Origin of the sequence: Roseovarius aestuariivivens (genome assembly GCF_004761875.1) — a bacterium.
Classification (GTDB): domain Bacteria; phylum Pseudomonadota; class Alphaproteobacteria; order Rhodobacterales; family Rhodobacteraceae; genus Roseovarius; species Roseovarius aestuariivivens.
This window is the reverse complement of record NZ_SJEY01000004.1, coordinates 79226-99239: the sequence shown is the minus strand read 5'-3', so window position 1 is coordinate 99239 and position 20014 is coordinate 79226. Positions and strand designations below refer to the sequence as shown.

At 66.0% G+C, this 20014-nt stretch carries 20 protein-coding genes; 12 read left to right on the top strand and 8 right to left on the bottom strand.

Going from position 1 to position 20014, the window contains the following annotated elements:
• The first annotated feature begins 2 nt into the window (after positions 1–2).
• Positions 3–632, top strand: coding sequence for a LysE family translocator (locus EZV60_RS07975; RefSeq protein ID WP_135504104.1), 630 nt, complete (start codon positions 3–5; stop codon positions 630–632).
• A 73-nt stretch (positions 633–705) separates the two neighbouring features.
• Positions 706–1245: an adenine phosphoribosyltransferase gene (locus EZV60_RS07970; RefSeq protein ID WP_135504102.1), complete on the top strand. Its 540-nt coding sequence runs from the start codon at positions 706–708 to the stop codon at positions 1243–1245.
• Positions 1246–1284: 39 nt separating this feature from the next.
• Here the strand turns inward: EZV60_RS07970 and EZV60_RS07965 are convergent, their stop codons facing one another.
• A complete protein-coding gene (locus EZV60_RS07965) occupies positions 1285–2112 on the bottom strand; it encodes an LOG family protein (protein WP_135504100.1) in 828 nt (275 codons plus the stop codon).
• A gap of 173 nt (positions 2113–2285) precedes the next feature.
• On the opposite strand from EZV60_RS07965, the gene dapD reads away from it, so the two are divergent.
• From dapD to EZV60_RS07945, 4 genes are all read left to right on the top strand, one after another.
• Positions 2286–3113, top strand: coding sequence for a 2,3,4,5-tetrahydropyridine-2,6-dicarboxylate N-succinyltransferase (gene dapD, locus EZV60_RS07960; RefSeq protein ID WP_135504098.1), 828 nt, complete (start codon positions 2286–2288; stop codon positions 3111–3113).
• Positions 3114–3214: 101 nt separating this feature from the next.
• The gene (locus EZV60_RS07955) at positions 3215–4249 is read left to right on the top strand and encodes a sodium:calcium antiporter (RefSeq protein ID WP_135504096.1); all 1035 of its coding nucleotides are present in this window, start codon (positions 3215–3217) and stop codon (positions 4247–4249) included.
• A gap of 134 nt (positions 4250–4383) precedes the next feature.
• Complete coding sequence (locus EZV60_RS07950) at positions 4384–4932, top strand: hypothetical protein (protein WP_135504094.1); 549 nt, start codon at positions 4384–4386, stop codon at positions 4930–4932.
• A complete protein-coding gene (locus EZV60_RS07945; RefSeq protein WP_135504092.1) occupies positions 4925–5251 on the top strand; it encodes a hypothetical protein in 327 nt (108 codons plus the stop codon). The genes EZV60_RS07950 and EZV60_RS07945 overlap by 8 nt, the downstream gene beginning before the upstream one ends.
• 3 nt (positions 5252–5254) lie before the next feature.
• Here the strand turns inward: EZV60_RS07945 and EZV60_RS07940 are convergent, their stop codons facing one another.
• Complete coding sequence (locus tag EZV60_RS07940; RefSeq protein WP_135504090.1) at positions 5255–6328, bottom strand: Hint domain-containing protein; 1074 nt, start codon at positions 6326–6328, stop codon at positions 5255–5257.
• Positions 6329–6330: 2 nt separating this feature from the next.
• On the bottom strand, positions 6331–7908 hold the full coding sequence (locus EZV60_RS07935) for a Hint domain-containing protein (protein ID WP_135504088.1): 1578 nt from the start codon (positions 7906–7908) through the stop codon (positions 6331–6333).
• Between the two features lie 300 nt (positions 7909–8208).
• Between EZV60_RS07935 and dapE the strand changes: the two genes are divergently transcribed.
• The 4 genes from dapE (at position 8209) to EZV60_RS07915 (ending at position 13696) form a co-directional block, all read left to right on the top strand.
• Positions 8209–9366 carry a succinyl-diaminopimelate desuccinylase gene (gene dapE / locus EZV60_RS07930; RefSeq protein WP_135504086.1) on the top strand — a complete coding sequence of 386 codons (1158 nt, stop codon included), beginning with the start codon at positions 8209–8211 and terminating at the stop codon, positions 9364–9366.
• Positions 9363–9956 carry a TIGR04282 family arsenosugar biosynthesis glycosyltransferase gene (locus EZV60_RS07925; RefSeq protein ID WP_135504085.1) on the top strand — a complete coding sequence of 198 codons (594 nt, stop codon included), beginning with the start codon at positions 9363–9365 and terminating at the stop codon, positions 9954–9956. Before dapE ends, EZV60_RS07925 begins: the two co-directional genes overlap by 4 nt.
• Before the next feature lie 42 nt (positions 9957–9998).
• Positions 9999–12263: a ribonuclease R gene (rnr, locus tag EZV60_RS07920; protein WP_135504083.1), complete on the top strand. Its 2265-nt coding sequence runs from the start codon at positions 9999–10001 to the stop codon at positions 12261–12263.
• A gap of 101 nt (positions 12264–12364) precedes the next feature.
• Positions 12365–13696 carry a lytic murein transglycosylase gene (locus EZV60_RS07915; RefSeq protein ID WP_135504081.1) on the top strand — a complete coding sequence of 444 codons (1332 nt, stop codon included), beginning with the start codon at positions 12365–12367 and terminating at the stop codon, positions 13694–13696.
• Here EZV60_RS07915 and EZV60_RS07910 read toward each other — a convergent pair.
• From EZV60_RS07910 to EZV60_RS07890, 5 genes are all read right to left on the bottom strand, one after another.
• The gene (locus EZV60_RS07910; protein ID WP_135504079.1) at positions 13674–14540 is read right to left on the bottom strand and encodes a class I SAM-dependent methyltransferase; all 867 of its coding nucleotides are present in this window, start codon (positions 14538–14540) and stop codon (positions 13674–13676) included. The two genes, EZV60_RS07915 and EZV60_RS07910, sit on opposite strands and share 23 nt — an antisense overlap.
• On the bottom strand, positions 14537–15496 hold the full coding sequence (gene speB, locus EZV60_RS07905; RefSeq protein ID WP_135504077.1) for an agmatinase: 960 nt from the start codon (positions 15494–15496) through the stop codon (positions 14537–14539). The genes EZV60_RS07910 and speB overlap by 4 nt, the downstream gene beginning before the upstream one ends.
• The gene (locus tag EZV60_RS07900; RefSeq protein ID WP_135504075.1) at positions 15493–16347 is read right to left on the bottom strand and encodes a C40 family peptidase; all 855 of its coding nucleotides are present in this window, start codon (positions 16345–16347) and stop codon (positions 15493–15495) included. The genes speB and EZV60_RS07900 overlap by 4 nt, the downstream gene beginning before the upstream one ends.
• Positions 16344–17723 carry a leucyl aminopeptidase family protein gene (locus tag EZV60_RS07895; RefSeq protein ID WP_135504073.1) on the bottom strand — a complete coding sequence of 460 codons (1380 nt, stop codon included), beginning with the start codon at positions 17721–17723 and terminating at the stop codon, positions 16344–16346. The genes EZV60_RS07900 and EZV60_RS07895 overlap by 4 nt, the downstream gene beginning before the upstream one ends.
• Before the next feature lie 76 nt (positions 17724–17799).
• A complete protein-coding gene (locus tag EZV60_RS07890; protein WP_135504070.1) occupies positions 17800–18180 on the bottom strand; it encodes a hypothetical protein in 381 nt (126 codons plus the stop codon).
• Positions 18181–18337: 157 nt separating this feature from the next.
• Between EZV60_RS07890 and EZV60_RS07885 the strand changes: the two genes are divergently transcribed.
• Positions 18338–18988 (top strand): carbonic anhydrase, encoded by a 651-nt coding sequence (locus tag EZV60_RS07885; protein ID WP_135504068.1) that lies wholly within the window; start codon positions 18338–18340, stop codon positions 18986–18988.
• Positions 18989–19036: 48 nt separating this feature from the next.
• Positions 19037–20014, top strand: coding sequence for a sodium-dependent bicarbonate transport family permease (locus tag EZV60_RS07880; protein WP_135504065.1), 978 nt, complete (start codon positions 19037–19039; stop codon positions 20012–20014).

Genomic DNA, 20014 nt, shown 5'->3' with positions numbered 1-20014 from the left:
GCATGAACCTTGATCTTTGGCTAACCTTCGTCGCTGCCTCTACCGCGCTGTTGCTGATCCCGGGACCCACTGTCCTTCTGGTGCTGAGCTATGCGCTGTCGAAAGGGCGCAGCGTCGCCGTGGCAAGTGCCGCGGGCGTGGCGCTTGGGGATTTCATCGCGATGAGCGCCTCGCTGGCCGGTCTGGGGGCGCTGGTTCTGGCCTCGGCCACGGCCTTTACGGTGCTCAAGTGGGCGGGCGCGGTCTATCTCGTCTGGCTGGGGATCAAGCTCATCCTCTCGGCGCCGTCCGCGGGCCTGAGCGACGCACGGATCGTCGGGGATGTTACCGCGCGCAGCGTCTTTGCCCATAATGCGGCGGTCACCGCGCTCAATCCCAAATCCATCGCCTTCTTCATCGCCTTCGTGCCGCAATTCGTGACCCCCTCGGCGCCGCTTTTGCCGCAATTCACGATCCTCGTTGTGACCTTCGTTGGACTTGCGACGGTCAATGCGCTGGCCTACGCGCTTTTGGCCGACAGGCTGCGCCGCACGATCACACGGCCCGGGGTCGTCGCGTGGCTGACGCGGGCGGGCGGCGGCACATTGATCGCAATGGGGGTCATGACGGCCAGCCTGCGCCGCGCGGGCTGAGCCGCGCTTGCCAAGAAACCGGGCATGCGCCACACAGTCATAGAGTGAGATCCAAGCCGCGAAAGGTCCCGCCATGCCAGAGCCGAAGACCGTCAAGGATTACATCCGCACCATCGTGGACTTTCCCCATGAGGGGATCATGTTCCGCGATGTGACCACGCTTTTCGCCGATCCGCGCGGGTTCCGGATGGCGATCGACCAGCTGCTGAACCCCTATGCGGGTCTGCGCATCGACAAGGTGGTCGGGCTGGAGGCGCGGGGTTTCATCCTGGGCGGCGCGGTGGCGCACCAGTTGTCGGTGGGATTTGTCCCGGTGCGCAAGAAGGGCAAGTTGCCCGGCGCGGTGATTTCCGAGGAATACACGCTGGAATACGGCGAGGCGGTGGTCGAGGTGCATGACGACGCGATCACAGCCGGCGAGAAGATCCTGATCGTCGACGACCTTTTGGCCACCGGCGGCACGGCAGAGGCGGGCATCCGGCTTGTCGAACGGCTGGGCGGCGAGATCGTCGGCTGCGCCTTCGTGGTGGATCTGCCGGATTTGGGCGGGCGCGCACGGCTTGAAAAGCTGGGCATGGACGTGCACGCCCTCTGTGCCTTCGGGGGCGCGTAAGGCAAGGCCCCGCGCGCGGCAGGGCGCCAGGCTTTCTCCCTATTCCGGCTCTGCCTTTTCGTAGAAGGAGTCGATGATCGCGACAGCCTCTTCCGCCGTTTCGACGAACTGGAAAAGCTCGAGATCCTCGGGCGAGATCGTGCCGGCATCGGCCAGCGCCTCCCAGTTGATGATGCGGTGCCAGAACTCGGCCCCGAAGAGCAGGAAGGGCATGCGGTTCATCCGGTCGGTCTGAACCAGTGTGAGCGACTCGAAGAGCTCGTCGAGCGTGCCGAAGCCGCCGGGGAAGCAGCAGATCGCCTTGGCGCGCATCAGGAAATGCATCTTGCGGATGGCGAAATAGTGGAAGTTGAAGCAGAGCCCCGGCGTGACATAGGCGTTCGGGGCCTGTTCGTGGGGCAGCACGATGTTGAGCCCGATGGACGTGCCGCCGGCCTCGGCCGCGCCGCGATTGCCGGCCTCCATCACGCCCGGACCGCCGCCCGTGGCGACGACGAAATCACGGCCGCCGCTTTGATTTGATCGTTCGGTCATGAGTTGGGCGAATTTGCGCGCCTCGTCATAGTAGCGCGACAGGCTCTTGAGCGTTTCGGTCGCCGCGCTGTCCTTCTGCGCGGGCTCGGGGATGCGCGCGCCGCCGAAAAGCACCACGGTGCTTTCGATGCCGGCCTCGTTGAGAAGCATCTCGGGCTTGAGCAGTTCGAGCTGCAGCCGCACCGGCCGCAGTTCGTCCCGGCAAAGAAACTCAGGATCGGCGAACGCGAGGCGGTAGGCGGGCGCGCGGGTCTGGGGCGTGTCGGGCACCTGTTCGGCGGTGCTGCGATCCGTGCCGGCGTCGCGGAACCGGCTGTGGCGGTCGTCTTTCATGCGGGTGCGATCCTTGCTGGTCTTTTTCAAAGCCGTAATGGGTCGCGACCGGCTTGACCAGCGCGAGTTGCACGGGGAGCGCGCCGCTCTCTTGGCCACGCGGCTCGCTTGCGCGCGCTCGCGCGGGCTTTTATAGGCCAGTGAACGCCGCAACGAGCCCTTGGGAGAATGCCATGTCGAACGCACAGCTTGAAACCGCCATCGAGGCCGCGTGGGAGACCCGCGACCAGATCACCCCCACCACCGGCGGCGAGACGCGCGAGGCCATCGAGGCCACGCTGGAGGCGCTGGACAGCGGCCAGCTTCGCGTGGCCGAACGGCAGGAGAACGGTGACTGGCACGTCAACCAGTGGGCCAAGAAGGCCGTGCTTCTGGGCTTTCGCATCAAGGATATGGAATTGCAGGATGGCGGCCCGCAGGGCGCTGGCTGGTGGGACAAGGTCGACAGCAAGTTCAAGGGCTGGGGCGAGACCGATTGGAAAGCCGCCGGGTTCCGGGCCGTGCCCAACTGCGTCGTGCGCAAATCGGCCTATATCGCGCCGGGCGTCGTTCTCATGCCGTCTTTTGTGAACCTCGGCGCCTATGTGGACGAGGGCACCATGGTGGATACCTGGGCGACGGTCGGCAGCTGCGCGCAGATCGGCAAGGGCGTGCACCTGTCGGGCGGCGTTGGCATTGGCGGCGTGCTGGAGCCGATGCAGGCGGGCCCGACGATCATCGAGGATAATTGTTTCATCGGCGCGCGCTCGGAAGTGGTCGAGGGCTGCATCGTGCGCGAGGGCTCGGTTCTCGGCATGGGGGTCTATATCGGCAAGTCCACCAAGATCGTCGACCGCGAGACCGGCGAGGTCTTCATGGGCGAGGTGCCGCCCTATTCGGTCGTGGTTTCGGGATCGATGCCCACAAAGAACAACCTCAATCTTTATTGCGCGGTGATCGTCAAGCGCGTGGACGCGCAGACACGTTCGAAGACCGGGATCAACGAATTGTTGCGCGACTGAGCGCGGAACCGCCCCGCCGTCGCGGCGTTTCCGACCTGAACCCGGCGATGCGAAAGGGGCGCGCATGAATCGGACCGACACACGGGGCGGGCCCGGCTGAGATGCTAGCCACGCTGTCCACTTTCTGGCTTATTGTCGTGTCGCTGGGCGCGGCCAGCGTCGTTGTGTTGGCGTCGATCAAGGCGACGGAACTGGCCGATATCATCGCCGATCGCACCCGCATGGGCGAGGCGGTGGCCGGGGCCATCGTGTTGGGGGCGGCGACCTCTCTTGCCGGGATCGTTGTTTCGGTCAGCGCGGCGTCGCAGGGCGACGCCAGCTATGCGGTGTCGAACGCGGTGGGCGGGATCGCGGCGCAGACGCTGTTTCTGGCGGTGGCGGATCTGTTCTATCGCGGGCCGAACCTTGAACATGCCGCCGCCGAGCCTGCCAACCTGTTCCAGACCGTGCTTCTGATCGGGTTCCTGAGCCTGCCCATCGCCGCGATGGCCGGACCCGAGGCGGCGGTCTGGGGCGTGCATCCCGTCTCTGTCGTGATGGCGGTCGCCTATGTCGTGGGCATCAAACTGACCACGGCGATGCGAGACCAGCCGATGTGGCGCCCTGTCAAAACCTCGGCCACGCGCGAGGATGCGCCAGAGGACGAGACCGAGGCGGGCAAGCCGGTGGGCCGCGCCGCGCTGCAATTCGCCGGGCTGGTGGCGCTGATGGGGCTGAGCGGCTGGGTGATCAGCCAGTCTGGCGCCGTCTTCATCGCGCGGTTCGGTCTGTCGTCGAGCCTTGTGGGCGCGCTTGGCACGGCGGTGGTGACGTCGCTGCCCGAGCTGGTGACCACGCTGACCGCGGTCCGGCGCGGGGCGCTGCAGCTGGCGGTGGGCGGCATCATCGGCGGCAACACATTCGACACGCTGTTCCTGGTCTTTTCCGATATCGCCTATCGCGACGGATCGATCTACCACGCGGCGGGGCCGACCGATCTATTCTGGATGGCGACGGGGCTTTTGATGACCGTGATCCTGCTGTCGGGGCTGATTTTGCGGCAGCGCGAGGGACCGGCGCGGATCGGCGTGGAATCGGTGCTTATGATGCTTGTCTATGCCACCGCCGTTAGCGTCGAAGTCTGGCTGCGGGGCTGAGGCCGGACAGATTGACTTCCACGGCGGCGGCGGGCATCAGGCCGTCATGCCTTGCCGCGCATACATACATAACGCAGCCTTGCGTCTGGCCGGGACCGGGTGCCGCATCGGCACCGGTCCTGGAGGGTTCTTGCGTGGCTGAACGCGATCCACGGCGCAGGGCGACGACGGAAACGCTTGTCAGGTTGGTTCGTGACGCGGCGACACCGGATCTGCGGACTGAAATCGCGGAAGGCGACAGCCAAGCCGCCGCAGGGGATGATCGCAAGCATCTCGCTGCGCTGAATGACCTGATCGACACCTACGACTGTCGCCTGACACGTCAATCGGACAACAGCTGGTATCCGCGCGAACCGATCGAACTGATCTCTTATGCTTCGGACGGCCACAGTCGCACGTCGCAAGTGGTGTGCAACGCGCTGTTGATGATCGCCGAATTGGAGGATGACGCGCAGGGCCACATGGCGTTTCGCTGGTTCAAAACCCCCGGAGAGGCCTGGTTTCGTGCCTTGCCGGACGGGTTCAGGGACCCGCTGCTGGACGGTTTCGAGGCGTTGCATGCGGACATGTCCGAGCTTGAATGGCAGTTCTGGCAGAGGGAAACAGTGATGCAACGGCTGCGAGACAAAGTCAAAACGGTCGCGCGGCGGGTGCTCGGCGCAAAGGACACAGGGGATGGCTGAGAAGAAGAAGTCGAGCCAGAAGGTCTTTACCCTTCTCGTGGAAATCGGGCGTAAGTCCGGCGATGGCCTGCCTAAAGGTGCGACCGGGGCGGCGCTGGTTGTCTACGCCTCGGGCGTGGACGAGGCCGAGGCGGTGCGCGAGACCGTGGCGATCCTCAAGCAGGCGGATACCGCGCCGCTGGACGTGACCGGCTACGGCACGCTGGACGAACGCGAGGCGGAAGGCCACGATATCGGCCCGGAAGACCGGGCGCTGATGCAGCGCGCCCTCGACGAAAACGCCGTGATCGTCGCTCAGATGACGCCGTTCTTCGAATGACGCTCAGGCGGCGCGGCTTGTCGCCAGAGTCACAGCCTCGAAAGGTTTGAGCACCGGCCAGATCGGCCGGGCGTGTTCGGGCAGCCGGGTGCGGTCGAGTCCGGCCAGCACGCTGTGACAGAGCGCGTCGGCATTGCGACGCAGCCGCCCCAGATACAGGCTTTCGATCGGGGAACCGCTGGCCAGAAGGCTTTCGTGCCCGGGCAGCAGCAGGTGGTAATAGGTGACGAGATCGGGCCCTTTGGCAAAGAACGCGGAGCGGTCGTTGATCAGGTGGCGCGCGGGCACGAGCACCGCTTCCCGGCCGAACATGTATTCGACCTGGCTGCCGCGCATCACGAGCCGCTGGGCCGGGGCGACGACGATATCGCGCTTGAGCGAGAAATAGGGCGCGCGCAGGCGGATGGGCTGGAAACTGCCCAGCGCGGGCACGGCGCGCGACACGACCTGCAGGACCGGTACGTGCTGGTCCTCGTCGGTGATGACGATATCGCCGCGGCGCACCTCGCTGGCGGGGATCTCACCCTTGGTCGTCAGCACGGGCACCTGCGCGGTCAGGGTCGGCATCGGGCCCACCGGCTCGATCTCGTCGGAGAGCGCGATGAAATCCCGATCGCCAAGCGGGTCGCAGCCCAAGCCGTGGCGCAAACCCTGCACAACATCATCGAGGGCGATCGGCAGAGGATCCGCGACCGGAATGGTTTCTGTCACCGGGCTTGTGGGATCTTCGAGCGTCAGCCGCGCCCAGCCGCTGTCGGCGTCCCACGCGTAGCTGAGCCGCACAAGGTCGAGCCGGCTTTCGGCGGCATGCGGCAGCGTCGCGTGCCGCATGTCGTCGCCCAGCGCATCGACCAGCACGATCCCGCCGCCGGGCACGGCCTGCAGGCTGAAGCGCCCGGACACCGGCGCGCGGCGTATGAAATCGACAAGGATCTGCGGGCGGCGGTTGGCCGAGAGACGGGTTTCCGCCACGATTGTCCCGCGCCGCAGAATGCGCGCGGGATCGGAGCGATGCCCCGAGGCGGCCGGAAGATCGGTCCAGCCCGTGGTTTTCTGCTTGGTTCCGAGCCAGGCCATCGTTACGCCACCTTCCTGCGCATCAGCACATGCGCCTCGAACCGCTTGAGCATCGGGCGCGCCGCCGCGCTGTAGCCCGTGCCGGTCGTGGGGTCAATTTCGGGGAAGAGGGCACAGATCTCTCTCAGGATCTCGGCCTCGAAGCTGTGGCTGATCTGCGGACCGGGCAGAAAGCTTTCGGTGGCGAGGCCCTCGGAATAAACGATCTGGTGGCGGTCAAAGAGCAGGTGAAAATACTCTACCGTGTCGCAGGGCGCGCGGGTCACCCGCGCCCCGTCGACAAGATCACGCGCCGCGACCAGCACCTCGGGCTCGCCGAAGAAAAGCTCGGACACGGGGTCATTGATCAGGATCCGGTGCAGCGGGGACAGGCAGAGGGCGCCGTGATCGCCGAACGTGCCCGCGCGGATGCGGATCGGGGCTAAATCGCCCTGACCCGCGACCTCGCGGTTGCCAATCCAGCGCAGCGGCTGCGGCCCGTTATCGCGCGTCAGGATACGCATGCCCGGTTGCAGATGTTGGACTTCGACGGGACCGGCATCGGTTTCGATCCGGGTGCCTTTGGTAAAGCACGGGATGGAATCGAGCGTGACAAACCCGGTGTCGGTGGCGCCGGTGCTGCTGGCGATATCGTAGGTGAAGCTGACGGTCTCTTGATCACCATCGCCCAGCACGGTGATGGTGCCGTCGGGGTTGAGCGTGATCGTCTGGCCGGAATTGAGCACGACCGTGCTTCCGGCGACGACCGGCTGGCCGTTGATCGCCGTAATGCTCAGCGTGCCGCCGGTGCTGTTGATGTCATTGGCCAGCAGATCGAGCGTACGGGAGCCGGTTGGAAAGAGGGTTGAGCTGTCATCTGTGGCAATCAGCGTGGTATGCACGCTGTCGCCCGCGATCAGCAGGGTGGAATCGTAGCGGTTGTCGGTCACGTCCGCGATGCCGATGCGGATGGAATTGACCGTGCCGGCATTCACCGGAATGGTCAGCGTCACGGTGACGGTGAAGCCATCCATCTCGGTGTTGTATTGATCGGCCGTGTTATCGACAAAGAGGTTCGGCGCCGCGCCCGCATGGAGGTTGTTGGGGTCGATATCGCCGTCCCCGACCGACATCGGCACGAGGGCCCCATTGATCCAGACGCCGACGAAATCCTGAAATGCGCCGGTGGCGTATTCGGGGAATTCCTCGGAGGCGAAGACAAAGCGCAGGGTCATCACGTCGCCGGTGGGAATGAAGTCGACGTCGAGATAGGCCGCGTCATAGGTGTTCGTGCCCGCCGCGGCGTTGAAATCGGCCTGGTTGTTCGGCCCGCTCGACCCGGTCGTGGTGCTGGCGGACTGGTTCGACTGAAACGGATTGTTGTTGGTAAAGCCGCGCAGATCACCGGTGGAGAACATCACACCGGTGTCCGAGGGCGTCACGCCCGGCGCGATCGCGTCGCCATTGGTGTAGATCCCCGAAGAGTCCCGATCCCCGGTATAGGAGGCGCCGACCACCGAAACGCCGTCGCCGAAAATCGTCTGCGCCATCTGAGTGGCGGACGCAAATCTATTGATGGGAAGTTCGACGCCTGCAACCATACCCGCTCTGCCCTGTCATTATACCGAGGGAGAGTCGCGCAAGGTGGGTCGTCCGGCGACATGAGGGCCTGATCCTCATGGAAATGTGCCGATGCCGCGCGGCGGCTGTCGGAGACCTGTCTGTACGTTCTGCCCTGCCTCAGGTCATTTATTTAGGATATCTGTACCAGAAGTTTCACGACTTGTTAACTACTATTAACGCCTGTGTGGGGTGATGCGCCGTCAACTTCCGCGCGAGGGCATTTGCGTCCGGCTTGCGTCCGCGCTACCTGAGCGGACATCGCCATCGAGGTTTGCCCCATGCCCCCGTTTCCGACCGATCCCGTCGCCCTGACCGAAGACCTGATCCGCTGTCCGTCCGTCACGCCCGAAGAGGGCGGCGCGCTGGGGCTTTTGCGCGACCGGCTGAGCGCGGCGGGCTTTGACTGCACCCGGGTGGACCGCAACGGCATCGCCAATCTCTATGCCCGCTGGGGGGCGAAGGACGCTGGCCGGCGGTTCGGCTTCAACGGGCATACCGATGTGGTGCCGGTGGGCGACGAGGCGCAATGGACCGATCCGCCCTTTGCCGCGGTCACGCGCGATGGCACGCTTTGGGGGCGCGGCGCGGTCGACATGAAATCGGGCGTGGCGGCCTTTGCCGCCGCCGCCATCGATTTCGTGACCGAAACCCCGCCCGCGGACGGCGCGGTGATCCTGGCCATCACCGGCGACGAGGAGGGCGACGCGGTCGACGGCACGCGCGCGCTGCTGGACTGGATGGAAGAGACCGACGAGGCGATGGATGTCTGCCTTGTGGGCGAGCCGACCTGCCCCGAGACCATGGGCGAGATGATCAAGATCGGACGGCGCGGATCGCTGTCGGCCTGGATCACGCTGACCGGGGTGCAGGGCCATTCGGCCTATCCGCATCGCGCGGTGAACCCCCTGCCCGCCATGGCGCGGCTGATCGACCGGCTGTCGAGTCACGATCTTGATCGCGGCACCGAGCATTTCGATCCTTCGACGCTGGCGGTGGTGACGATCGACACCGGAAACCCCACGACCAACGTGATCCCGGCCAGCTGCCGCGCGACGGTCAATATCCGCTACAACGACGCCCATAGCGGTCAGAGCCTGACCGAGTGGCTGCGGGGCGCGCTGGACCTCGTGGCCGAGCAGTTCGGGGTGAAAGCCGAGATGACCGTGAAGAACTCCGGCGAAAGTTTCCTGACGCCGCCGGGAGACCTGTCGGACATGGTGGTGCGCGCGGTCGAGGCGGAAACCGGGGTGCGACCGGTTATGTCGACCTCGGGAGGGACGTCCGACGCGCGCTTTGTCAAGGATCACTGCCCGGTGGTCGAGGTGGGGCTGGTGGGGCAAAGCATGCACCAGGTGAACGAGCATGTGGAGGTGGCCCAGATCGGCCAGCTCAAGGCGATCTACGCCCGGATCCTGCGCGACTATTTCAACGGATGACGCGCCAGCGGCACCTGATCGTGATGGTCAAGGAGCCGCGCCCGGGCCGGGTGAAGACCCGGCTGGCGCGGGGCATCGGGCCTGTCGCGGCGGCATGGTGGTTCCGGCATCAGGCGGCGCGGCTCTTGCGTCGGCTGGAGGATCCGCGCTGGCGGCTGTGGCTGGCGGTGTCGCCCGACTGCGAAGGACTGCAAAGCCGTGCCTGGCCCGCGCACCTGCCACGCGTCGCGCAAGGTTCAGGCGATCTGGGCGCGCGGATGGCGCGACTTCTGCGGGCCGCGCCGACCGGTCCAGTCTGCGTGATCGGCGCGGACATTCCGGGGATCGGAAAGGCGCAGGTCGCGCGGGCGTTTGAGGCGCTGGGGCGTCATGACGCGGTCTTTGGCCCGGCGTCTGACGGGGGCTTCTGGCTGGTGGGGCTGAAGCGGATACGGGCGCTGCCGGTGGGTCTTTTCGAGGGCGTGCGGTGGTCGACCGAACACGCGCTCTCCGACAGTCTGGCCACCCTGCCCGGCCTGTCCGTGGCGCGGATCGACACGCTAAATGACGTGGACACGGCGCAGGATCTGGCCCGGCTTGCGCGCCGCTGAATCGCGATGGTGCCTCTCCCGGCTTCGTGTTAGCCAAGGGCCATGAGCCAGCTGCCCCAGAAAGCCGAGATCCTGCAATGGATCGAGGACAACCCGACCCTGACCTCGAAACGCGATATCGCCAAGGCCTTTGGTATCAAGGGCGCGGCGCGGATCGACCTCAAGCGTATGCTCAAGGAGCTCGAGGCCGAGGGGCATCTGGAAAAGCGCAAGAAGACTTATCGCGATCCTGACAAGCTGCCGCCCGTGAGCGTGCTGCAAATCAGCGGCCAGACGCCGGATGGCGAGCTGCTGGCCCGGCCGATGGAATGGCAGGGCGAGGGCAAGGAACCGGTGGTGATGGTGATGCCGCGCGCCTCTGACCCGGCGATGGGCGAAGGCGACCGGATCCTCGCGCGTCTGCAGGAGGTGAAGGGCGAGACGCATCACTATGAGGCACGGCTGATCCGGCGGATCGGGACGAACCCGCGCAAGGTGCTGGGCATCTTCCGCAAGACCGCCGAGGGCGGGCGGATCGTGCCCATCGACAAGGGCGACGGCAAGGAATGGCTGGTGGCCGAAAAAGCTACGGGCGGCGCGAAGGACGGCGAACTGGTCGAGGCTGAACAGGCCGGGCCCAAGGACCGGATGGGCCTGCCCCGCGCGCGGGTTCTGGACCGTCTAGGCGATCCGAGCGCGCCCAAGGCGGTGTCGCTCATCGCCATTCACCAGCACGGGATCCCGGATGATTTCCCCGACGAGGTGATCGCCGAGGCCGACAGGCAGAAGCCCGCGGGCCTCAAGGGGCGCGAGGACCTGCGCGACCTGCCGCTGGTCACGATCGACCCGGCGGATGCGCGCGACCATGACGATGCGGTCTGGGCGCATCCGGATGACGACCCCAAGAACGAGGGTGGCCACGTGATCTGGGTCGCGATCGCCGATGTGGCGGCCTATGTGCGGTCGGGCTCGGCGCTCGATACCGAGGCGCGCAAGCGCGGCAATTCAAGCTATTTCCCCGACCGCGTGGTGCCGATGCTGCCCGACCGCCTGTCGGGCGATCTGTGTTCGCTGCACGAAGGCGTGCCGCGTGCGTGTATCGCGGTGCGGATGCAGATCAATGCCCATGGCGAGAAGGTCGGGCATCGCTTTGTGCGCGGGCTGATGCGGTCAGCGGCCTCGCTGACCTACCAGCAGGTACAGGCGGCGCAGGACGGACAGCCGGATGACAAGACCGGCCCGCTGATGGAAGAGGTGATCGCGCCGCTTTATGCCGCGCATGACGCGCTGACCCAGGCGCGCGCGCGGCGACAGCCGCTGGACCTGGACCTGCCCGAGCGCAAGGTCGTGCTCTCGGAGGAAGGCAAGGTGCTGTCGGTCAATTTCGCCGACCGGCTGCAGGCGCACCGGCTGATCGAGGACTTCATGGTGCTGGCCAATGTGGCGGCCGCCGAGACGCTGATCGCGAAGAAATCCCCGCTTCTCTTCCGGGTGCACGAGGAACCACCGCCCGAAAAGCTTGATACTCTGCGCGACGTGGCCGAGACCGCCGGTCTGACGCTGGCCAAGGGACAGGTTCTGAAGACCGCGCATCTTAACCAGCTGTTGCATGGCGCGGCGGGAACGGATCATGCCGAGGTCATCAACATGGCGACCCTGCGGTCGATGACGCAGGCCTACTACGCGCCGGCAAACTTTGGGCATTTCGGCCTTGCGCTGCAGGCCTATGCGCATTTCACCTCGCCGATCCGGCGCTATGCCGATCTGATCGTGCATCGCGCCCTTATCTCGGCGCATGGCTGGGGCGATGATGGCCTGTCGAAGGATGACGAGGCGCGGCTCGATGGCACGGCCGAGCATATTTCCGAGACCGAACGCCGGTCGATGACCGCCGAACGAGACACAAACGACCGCTATCTCGCGTCGTTCCTGTCCGAGCGCGTGGGCGAGGAATTTACTGGGCGGATCAGCGGCGTCGCACGGTTCGGCGCCTTCGTGCGGCTGGACGAGACCGGCGCGGACGGCCTTATCCCGATGCGCGCCATCGGGCGGGAATATTTCCATTTCGACCGCGACAACGCGACCCTGATGGGCGCCGAGACAGGCACGGTGATCGGGCTGGGCCAGCGCGTGACCGTGCGTCTGGCCGAGGCGGCGCCGGTGACCGGGGGGCTCGCGCTTGATCTGGTCAGCATCGACGGCAAGGCCATGCCCGCGGGGCATTCGGGCAAGCGCGGGCGCGGCGGCAAGCCGGTCAAACGCAAGCTGACCAAGGCGAAGAAAAAGGCGGACAAGGTGAAGCGCAAGGTAAAACGCCAGCGCCGCTGAATGTGATCGGCAAGGCGTCGCGGGTGCGCAGGATGGCGCTTCCGAACGGCACGGTTTCGCGCTAGACTCGGGCAAAACCCACCATAAGGGGCCGAGCACTCATGATCCGCGCAACCATCCTTGCCATTTGCAGTCTTTCGGTGTCCGGCATGGCCGGGGCCGTGTCGCCCGACACGTCGCTGCGACCCAAGATCCGGCCCGCCGCCGCCGTCACCGCGCCGCTTGAGGTGATGACGGCGACGTCGCGGTCGCTGCGCCCGCAACTTCGGCCCGAAGGGCTTTCGGTTGACGCGCCTGAAAAGATCACACCGGCGCGGGTGTCGAACCCCGCCTATGACCGCTGGGTGCGCGGCTTTCGCAGCCGGGCGGCCGCCAACGGGATCAGCGGCGCGATTTATGACCGGGCCTTTCAGGGGATCGGGTACAACCCCGAGGTCGTCAACAAGGACCGCAACCAGGCCGAGTTCAAGCGCCAGATCTGGGATTACCTCGACAGCGCCGCCTCACCAGAACGGGTGCAGATGGGCCAGCGCGCGCTGCGCCGGCACAATCGCGCGCTCAACCGGATCGAGCAGTATTACGGCGTCGAAAAAGAGGTTGTGACCGCCGTCTGGGGGCTGGAAAGCAAATATGGCACCCGGATGGGCGACATCCCGGTGATCGAGGCGCTGTCCACGCTGGCCTTCGACGGGCGGCGCGGGCCGTTTTTCGAAAAACAGCTGATCGCGGCGCTGAAAATTCTACAGAATGGCGATGTGACCCCGCGCAACTTTCTTGGCTCTTGGGCCGGGGCGATGGGCCATACGCAGTTCATCCCCACCTCTTACGAGGCCTACGCGGTGGATTTCACCGGTGACGGCAAACGCGATATCTGGTCGAAAGATCCCACCGATGCGCTGGCCTCGACGGCGGCCTATCTCAAGCGGTTCGGCTGGCGCAGGGGCATGCCCTGGGGCGTCGAGGTGCGGGTGCCGCGCGGGGTGTCCACCGGCGGCTCGCGCATGCCGTCGGACTGGGCGCAGCGCGGCGTCGTGGGCGTCGACGGGCGGCCGGTGCGCAACTATGGCTCGGCGCGGATCCTGCAGCCGGCGGGACCGTCGGGCGCCTCTTTCATGGTGTTCGCCAATTTCGATGTGATCAAACGCTACAACAACGCCGACGCCTATGCGATCGGCGTCGGGCATCTCGCCGACCGGATCGGGGGCGGCCCGCCGATTCAGGCCAGCTGGCCGCGCGGCTACGAGCCGGTCAGCTTCGACGAGCGCAAGGAAATCCAGCGCCGGCTGAAGCGCAAGGGCTATCCGCTGGAGAAGATCGACGGGATCATCGGCCCGAACACCCAACGCTCGATCATGGGATTTCAGCAGAGCATCGGCGTGAAGCCCGACGGGTATCCGTCGCGCACGCTGCTCAACCAGCTGCGGCAGCGCTGAAGACATTGAGCCGCGCGGGAATGCGGACGCCTTCGGGCGTCTTGCAATCCTCGATGAGCGTCGCGATGCCTGCGATGATGGCCTGGATATCCGCCTCGGTCCCTTCGTGATGGGCGACAACGCGGCTTGCGGGGCCTTCGCGGCCCATGAACTCGGCCACCTCGGCGACAGTGCCGGGGGGCGTGAGATCGAGCGTGGCGATTTCGGCGCGCGGGCGGTCCCATCCGGCGCTTTGGAGGATATCCAGAACGTAATCCTGTTCGGAAAAGGCCATCGGACCCGGCGCGCGCGGGTCGGGGCGCGGCACGGAGCCAAGCCGCGCCTGTGCCACCTTGGAGGGAAAGCGGAACCACGGATTGTCGGGCATGCCGGCCCAGCTGACGAAGGTGAGCCGCCCGCCGGGGCGCATCGCGGTGCGGATATTGGCGAAGGCCGCGACGGGATCGTCGAAAAACATCACCCCGAACCGCGATAGCGCTGCGTGGAAGCGCGGCGTGAACGCGTGTGTCTGGGCGTCGGCCAGATAGGTCTCGATATGGTCCAGCCCCGCCTGCGCCACGCGTCGGCGGGCGAGATCCAGCATCGGCGGCGAGATGTCGACGCCGGTGACATGGCCGTCCGGCCCCACCGCCGTGGCCACGCGCAGAAGGCTGGCACCGGTGCCGCAGCCGATATCGAGCACGGCCTCGCCCGGTGCGGGCTGCGCGTGATCCATCAGCAGGTCAAGCACGGGCGTCATCATCGCGTCGAACTGCGCCTGCCGCGCGACCCAGGCCTGCCCGGTCGTGCCGGACCAGAACTCGGCCTGATCGGCGTTGGGCGCGTCGGGTGCCGCGTCGGTCACTGGCCTTTCTCCGCCATGATGCAAAGGATCTCGAAGAGGATCGAGACACCCAGAAAGGCGGTTCCGCCGGAGGGATCAAAGGGTGGCGAGACCTCGACCATATCGGCGCCCACGATATTGAGACCGCTCAATTCCCTGCAAACCTGCAGCGCCTGGTAGGAGGTCGGTCCACCCACCTCGGGCGTGCCGGTGCCCGGCGCGAAGGTGGGATCGACGAAGTCGATGTCATAGCTGACATAGATGGGCTGCGTGCCCACGATCTCGCGCGCCTCGGCCATGACATCCTCGGGCCCACGGGCGTGAAACTCTTCGATCAGGATCAGGCGGATGCCGTTGGCGGCGGCGAAATCGCGATCTTCCGCGTCGTACATCGTGCCGCGAATGCCGATCTGCACGACGCGCTTTGGGTCGAGAAGCCCCTCCTCCACCGCGCGGCGGAAGGGGGTGCCGTGGGTATACATCGTGCCGTTGAAGTAACTGTGAAAGAGATCCGTATGGCTGTCGAAATGCACCATGCCAAGGGGCGCGTCCTTGGCCAACGCGCGCAGCACCGGCAGCGAAGTGAGGTGATCGCCCCCCGCCGTCAGGGGCCGGATGCCCGCCGCCTTCACGCCATCGTAGAAGGCGGTGATACGCGCCATGCTGTCGGGAATATCCGCCGGGTTCGGGCCCACATCGCCCAGATCGGCGCAGTTGAGCGCTTCGAAGGGGCGCATGCCGCTGGTCGCGTGCTGCGCGCGGATCATGGTAGACGCATCGCGCAACTGGCGCGGGCCGTGGCGCGGGCCGGGGCGGTTGGTGGTTCCCGAATCCCACGGCACGCCTATCAGGCCCACGTCAACCTCGGCGAAGCGGGGATGCTCGGGCGTGACCAGCGGCAGGCGCATGAAGGTCGGTACGCCCGCGAAGCGCGGCAGGTCGAAGCCCGAAACAGGGTGAAAGAAACTGTCGGTCATTGGCGGAACTCCAGTCTTTTGCGGGCGGTGACGAGGCCATCGCCTTGCGCCTTGATCCGGGCTATGGCGTTCTGCAAAGGCTCGTAGGCCACGGCCATGTGATATGCATTTGCATGGATTAATGTGTCAGGGTCGGCGACCCACGCAACATGGCCCTTCCAGAAGAGAAGATCGCCCCGCTGCAGGGGCGCGTCCATCGGCAAGGCATGGCCAAGTTCTTCCTCTTGCAGGTCGCTGTCGCCGGGACACGGGACGCCGCATGCAAGACAGGCGGCGGTGACGAGGCCGGAACAATCGATGCCCATCGCCGAGTTGCCGCCCCAGACATAGGGCGTGCCGATCAGACGCTCGGCCACCGCAACGGGGTCGGTCTCGGACGTGTCTTCCGGTCTGAGGTGACAGGCCGGCAGGTAGAGCGTATCACCCGCGATCAAAACCTCGGCCCATTTGCCCGTCTTCCCGGTGACCGTGACGCGGGACCCCAGGCTGAGCGGCAGATGCGCGCCTTGGGTCTTGAAATCCGGGGCGGGCAGCGCGTGGGTGAGCCGGGCGTGGACCACATGGGTGACGGGACGGGCCGGCGCGGCAAGATGGGCGGATTCGATATATCCCGCGTGGTTGTCGCGCAGGGCGTAGCCAAAGACATGGCCGTCCCGCTCTTCCAAGAGGCAAAAGCCGTCACCCAGCAGCAATTCACGTTCCCGACGGCCAGCGGGCTTGTTCCAGAGCGTCGTGACCGGCACGACCACCTGCCGGTCCTCGCCCTCGACAAAGAGCGCCGCATCGACCCGGCCGATCAGCGACGCGTGCGCCACGCGACCGTTGGCATGCAGGCGGCGCGGGTCGGTCACAGGTCAAGCACCTTGGGAAGCGCGTCCAAAAGGGCGCGCGCACCCATGCCGAAACCGCCCTTGGCGCGGGCGGGGCCGTTGCCGGTGCTCCAGGCGTAAATGTCGAAATGCGCATAGCGTGTCTGGCCGACGAAGCGGCGCAGGAAGAGCGCGGCGGTGATCGCCCCCGCAAAGCCACCCTTGGGCGCGTTGTCCAGATCGGCGATGCCCGGTTCGATCAGCGTCTCGTAGGCGGTGTGGAAGGGCAGACGCCAGACCGGATCGGCCATTGCCGCGCCGCCTGCGTCGAGCGCGGCGGCAAGGGCCGCGTCATCGGTGAAATAGGGCGCGATATCGGCCCCCACCGCGACACGCGCGGCCCCGGTGAGGGTGGCCATCGAGACCATGAGATCGGGCGTATCCTCGGCCCCGTAGGCCAGCGCGTCGGCCAGCACGAGGCGCCCTTCGGCGTCGGTGTTGTTGATTTCGACGGTCTTGCCATTGCGCGCCGTCAGGATATCGCCAGGGCGAAAGGCGTTGCCGGACACGGCGTTTTCCACGGCGGGGATCAGAACGCGCAGCCGGACCTTCAGGCCCAGCGTCATGATCATCCGCGCAAGGCCCAGAACAGTCGCCGCGCCGCCCATGTCCTTTTTCATCAGCCCCATGCTCGCCCCTAGCTTGAGGTTGAGACCGCCGGTATCGAAGCAGACCCCCTTGCCCACCAGCGTAAGGTTGGGCCCCTCGTCGCCCCAGCGCATGTCAATGAGGCGCGGGGCCTGCGCGGCGGCGCGACCCACGGTGTGGATCATCGGGAAATTCCGGTCGAGCAGCGCCTCACCTCGGATGACCTCGATCTGCGCGCCACAGGTCTCGGCGAGGCTGGAGCAGGCGGCCTCAAGCTCTACCGGGCCCATGTCGGAGGCAGGCGTGTTGATCAGATCGCGGGTCAGCGCCTCTCCGGCGGCCAGCGCCTCGAGCCGCGCGGCATCGACACCGGCGGGAGCGACCAGCCGGGCCTTGAGCGGTTTCTGATCCTTGTAGCGGTCAAAGCAGTAGCCCGCGAAAAGCCAGCCCAGCGCCTCGATGGCGAGATCCGTGCCGGTCAGGCCCTCGATCCGCCAGTCGCCCTCTGGCAATTGCGCGGCCGCACCAGCCACGTGAAAGCGCCCGCGCGCACGGGTCTCACCTGTGCCATAGCCCGCCACCGCCATGGCGATGCCGCAGGTGTCGTCCGGTACCAGTGTCACCTGCCCCAGCGCACCCGTGAAGCCAGTGCCGCGCACCCAGCGCGCGACCGCAGCGTCCTGCGAGTCGAGCCAGGCCTCGCAGGCGGATTGCTCGACTATATGCAGCGGCACGGCCTGTGTTTCGGCGGGCGCGAATACGGGGGGCATCGGGATCTCCGGCTTGTGTTCTGTGTCGCCGGCAGCGTACCTTGCCCAGCGTCACCTGCAAGCGTTCAGACCGGCCCTAGAGCGAATAATCCTGCAGATCCCAGATCTCTTCCAGCGACTGTTCCCCGATCCGCAGAAGCCGCGACAGCGTCGCGGCAAGCGCCACCCGGTCGTGATCGTCGATGCAGCGGGTCACGTCGCGCGCAACATGCGCCACGGCCGCCATGCCGACCTGCTCGGCGATCGCGATGAGGCTGCGCGCGCTTTTGCGCAAATCCGACAAACGCCCCTCGCGGTAGCAGCGTTCAGTATGCGACAGGCGCGCGGCCAGATCCTCGAGCGCGCGGCACACCACGTCCTCGGCCCCGGCGGTGCCCAACTGCAGATAAAGCTGTTCCAGCCGGGCGGAATCCAGCTTCACAGCCTCGGTCTGTTTCAAAAGCGTTATACGTTCCACTCTCTCACCCACTTCGATGCGCCCACCATGCGGCTCTGACGCACTATTGCCCCCCGTCCTTTCCAATCGGTTGCGCGGATTTGATTTTCTGTCTCGAATTCTCGGAGAATTCCGACTATCACGCTTGCGCGACACGAATGTCATACGAGGCTTTCCGATGAAAAGGGTGCGCCCGCTTCCCAGCTATCTCGTCCAGCGCTATCGGGGCTGGAAGGCGACGAGCTACAAGGACAACCAGGCGTGGTACCGGCACCTGGCACAGGAAGGGCAGCATCCGCGCGCGATGATCATCTGCTGCTGTGACAGCCGCGTGCATGTCACCGCCATCTTCGGCGCCGACCAGGGCGAGTTCTTCTTGCATCGCAACATCGCCAACCTCGTGCCGCCTTTCAATCCCGACGGGCAGCAGCACGGCACCTCGGCGGCGGTCGAATACGCGGTGACCGCCCTGAAGGTGGCGCATGTGCTGATCCTCGGGCATTCCAATTGCGGTGGCGTGCGGGGATGCGAGGAGATGTGTTCGGGCGACGCGCCCCAACTTGAGGACAAGACGAGCTTCGTGGGCCGCTGGATGGATATCCTGCGCCCCGGCTATGAGCGGGTGAAGGATATCAAGGACAAGGAGGCGCGCGTCACCGCGCTGGAACGTCAGGCCGTGGTGGTGAGCCTCGAAAACCTGATGTCGTTTCCCTTCGTCAAGGACGCCATCGCCGATGGCAATCTGACCGTGCACGGGCTTTGGCACGATATCGGCGAAGGCGTCATCGAGCATTACAATGCCGAAACAGACACGTTCGTCCCGGTCTGAGGCCGAGTTTTTTCCGCCTTTGCGCGCGGTTCCGAGGTAAGAACGACCATGACAGACATCCTGGCGCTGGCCGCTGACAACCTGATTTCGCCTATCGTGCTGTCGTTCGCGCTCGGACTTGCCGCCGCGCTGGCGCGTTCGGACCTGTCGGTGCCCGAGGCGGCGGCCAAGGCGCTGTCGATCTATCTGCTGTTCGCCATCGGCTTCAAGGGCGGGGTGAGCGTGGCCGATCACGGCATCGACCTGAAGCTGGGCCTGTCGCTTCTGGGGGGCGTCGCGCTCTCGGCGCTGTTGCCGCTGCTGGCCTTCATGCTGTTGCGGATGATGTCGCCGATGGACCGGCTCAACGCCGCCGCGGTGGCCGGGCATTACGGCTCGATCTCGATCGTGACTTTCGTCGCGGCCACATCCGTGCTGGAAAGCAGCGGGATCGCCGCAGAGGGCTACATGGTGGCCGTCGCCGCGGCGATGGAGGCGCCCGCGATCCTGTCGGCGCTGTGGCTGGTATCGCGCGGGGAAAAGAACGCGCGGATGGATTCGGGGCTGTGGCGCGAAATCCTGCTCAACGGGTCGATCGTGCTTCTGGTGGGCGCGTTTCTGATCGGGTTCATAACCGGACCCGAAGGCCTGGAAGAGATCAGCAGCTTCATCGTCGCGCCCTTCAAAGGCGTGCTGTGCCTCTTTCTTCTGGATATGGGGCTGGTGGCGGGGCGCGGCATGCAAAAGGGGCGCGGCGCGCTGGGGATTGGTGCGGTGGCCTTCGGGCTGTTGATGCCACTTCTGGGTGCCACGGCGGGACTGTTGACCGCGCTGTTGCTGGGCCTGTCCACGGGCGGCGCCGTCCTGCTGATGACGCTATCGGCCTCGGCGAGCTATATCGCCGTACCCGCCGCCATGCGCGTGGCCTTGCCCGAGGCGAACCCGTCGATCTACCTGACCCTTTCGCTTGGCGTGACGTTCCCCTTCAACCTGACGCTGGGCATTCCGATCTATCTGGCGGCGGCGCAAACCGTGACAGGAGGCTGA

What these genes read in the sequence shown, in the direction of transcription:
- EZV60_RS07975 (WP_135504104.1), top strand. Translation starts at nt 3, where the DNA reads ATGAACCTTGATCTTTGGCTAACCTTCGTCGCTGCCTCTACCGCGCTG.
- EZV60_RS07970 (WP_135504102.1), top strand. Translation starts at nt 706, where the DNA reads ATGCCAGAGCCGAAGACCGTCAAGGATTACATCCGCACCATCGTGGAC.
- EZV60_RS07965 (WP_135504100.1), bottom strand. Translation starts at nt 2,112, where the DNA reads ATGAAAGACGACCGCCACAGCCGGTTCCGCGACGCCGGCACGGATCGC.
- dapD (WP_135504098.1), top strand. Translation starts at nt 2,286, where the DNA reads ATGTCGAACGCACAGCTTGAAACCGCCATCGAGGCCGCGTGGGAGACC.
- EZV60_RS07955 (WP_135504096.1), top strand. Translation starts at nt 3,215, where the DNA reads ATGCTAGCCACGCTGTCCACTTTCTGGCTTATTGTCGTGTCGCTGGGC.
- EZV60_RS07945 (WP_135504092.1), top strand. Translation starts at nt 4,925, where the DNA reads ATGGCTGAGAAGAAGAAGTCGAGCCAGAAGGTCTTTACCCTTCTCGTG.
- EZV60_RS07940 (WP_135504090.1), bottom strand. Translation starts at nt 6,328, where the DNA reads ATGGCCTGGCTCGGAACCAAGCAGAAAACCACGGGCTGGACCGATCTT.
- EZV60_RS07935 (WP_135504088.1), bottom strand. Translation starts at nt 7,908, where the DNA reads ATGGTTGCAGGCGTCGAACTTCCCATCAATAGATTTGCGTCCGCCACT.
- dapE (WP_135504086.1), top strand. Translation starts at nt 8,209, where the DNA reads ATGCCCCCGTTTCCGACCGATCCCGTCGCCCTGACCGAAGACCTGATC.
- EZV60_RS07925 (WP_135504085.1), top strand. Translation starts at nt 9,363, where the DNA reads ATGACGCGCCAGCGGCACCTGATCGTGATGGTCAAGGAGCCGCGCCCG.
- rnr (WP_135504083.1), top strand. Translation starts at nt 9,999, where the DNA reads ATGAGCCAGCTGCCCCAGAAAGCCGAGATCCTGCAATGGATCGAGGAC.
- EZV60_RS07915 (WP_135504081.1), top strand. Translation starts at nt 12,365, where the DNA reads ATGATCCGCGCAACCATCCTTGCCATTTGCAGTCTTTCGGTGTCCGGC.
- speB (WP_135504077.1), bottom strand. Translation starts at nt 15,496, where the DNA reads ATGACCGACAGTTTCTTTCACCCTGTTTCGGGCTTCGACCTGCCGCGC.
- EZV60_RS07895 (WP_135504073.1), bottom strand. Translation starts at nt 17,723, where the DNA reads ATGCCCCCCGTATTCGCGCCCGCCGAAACACAGGCCGTGCCGCTGCAT.
- EZV60_RS07885 (WP_135504068.1), top strand. Translation starts at nt 18,338, where the DNA reads ATGAAAAGGGTGCGCCCGCTTCCCAGCTATCTCGTCCAGCGCTATCGG.
- EZV60_RS07880 (WP_135504065.1), top strand. Translation starts at nt 19,037, where the DNA reads ATGACAGACATCCTGGCGCTGGCCGCTGACAACCTGATTTCGCCTATC.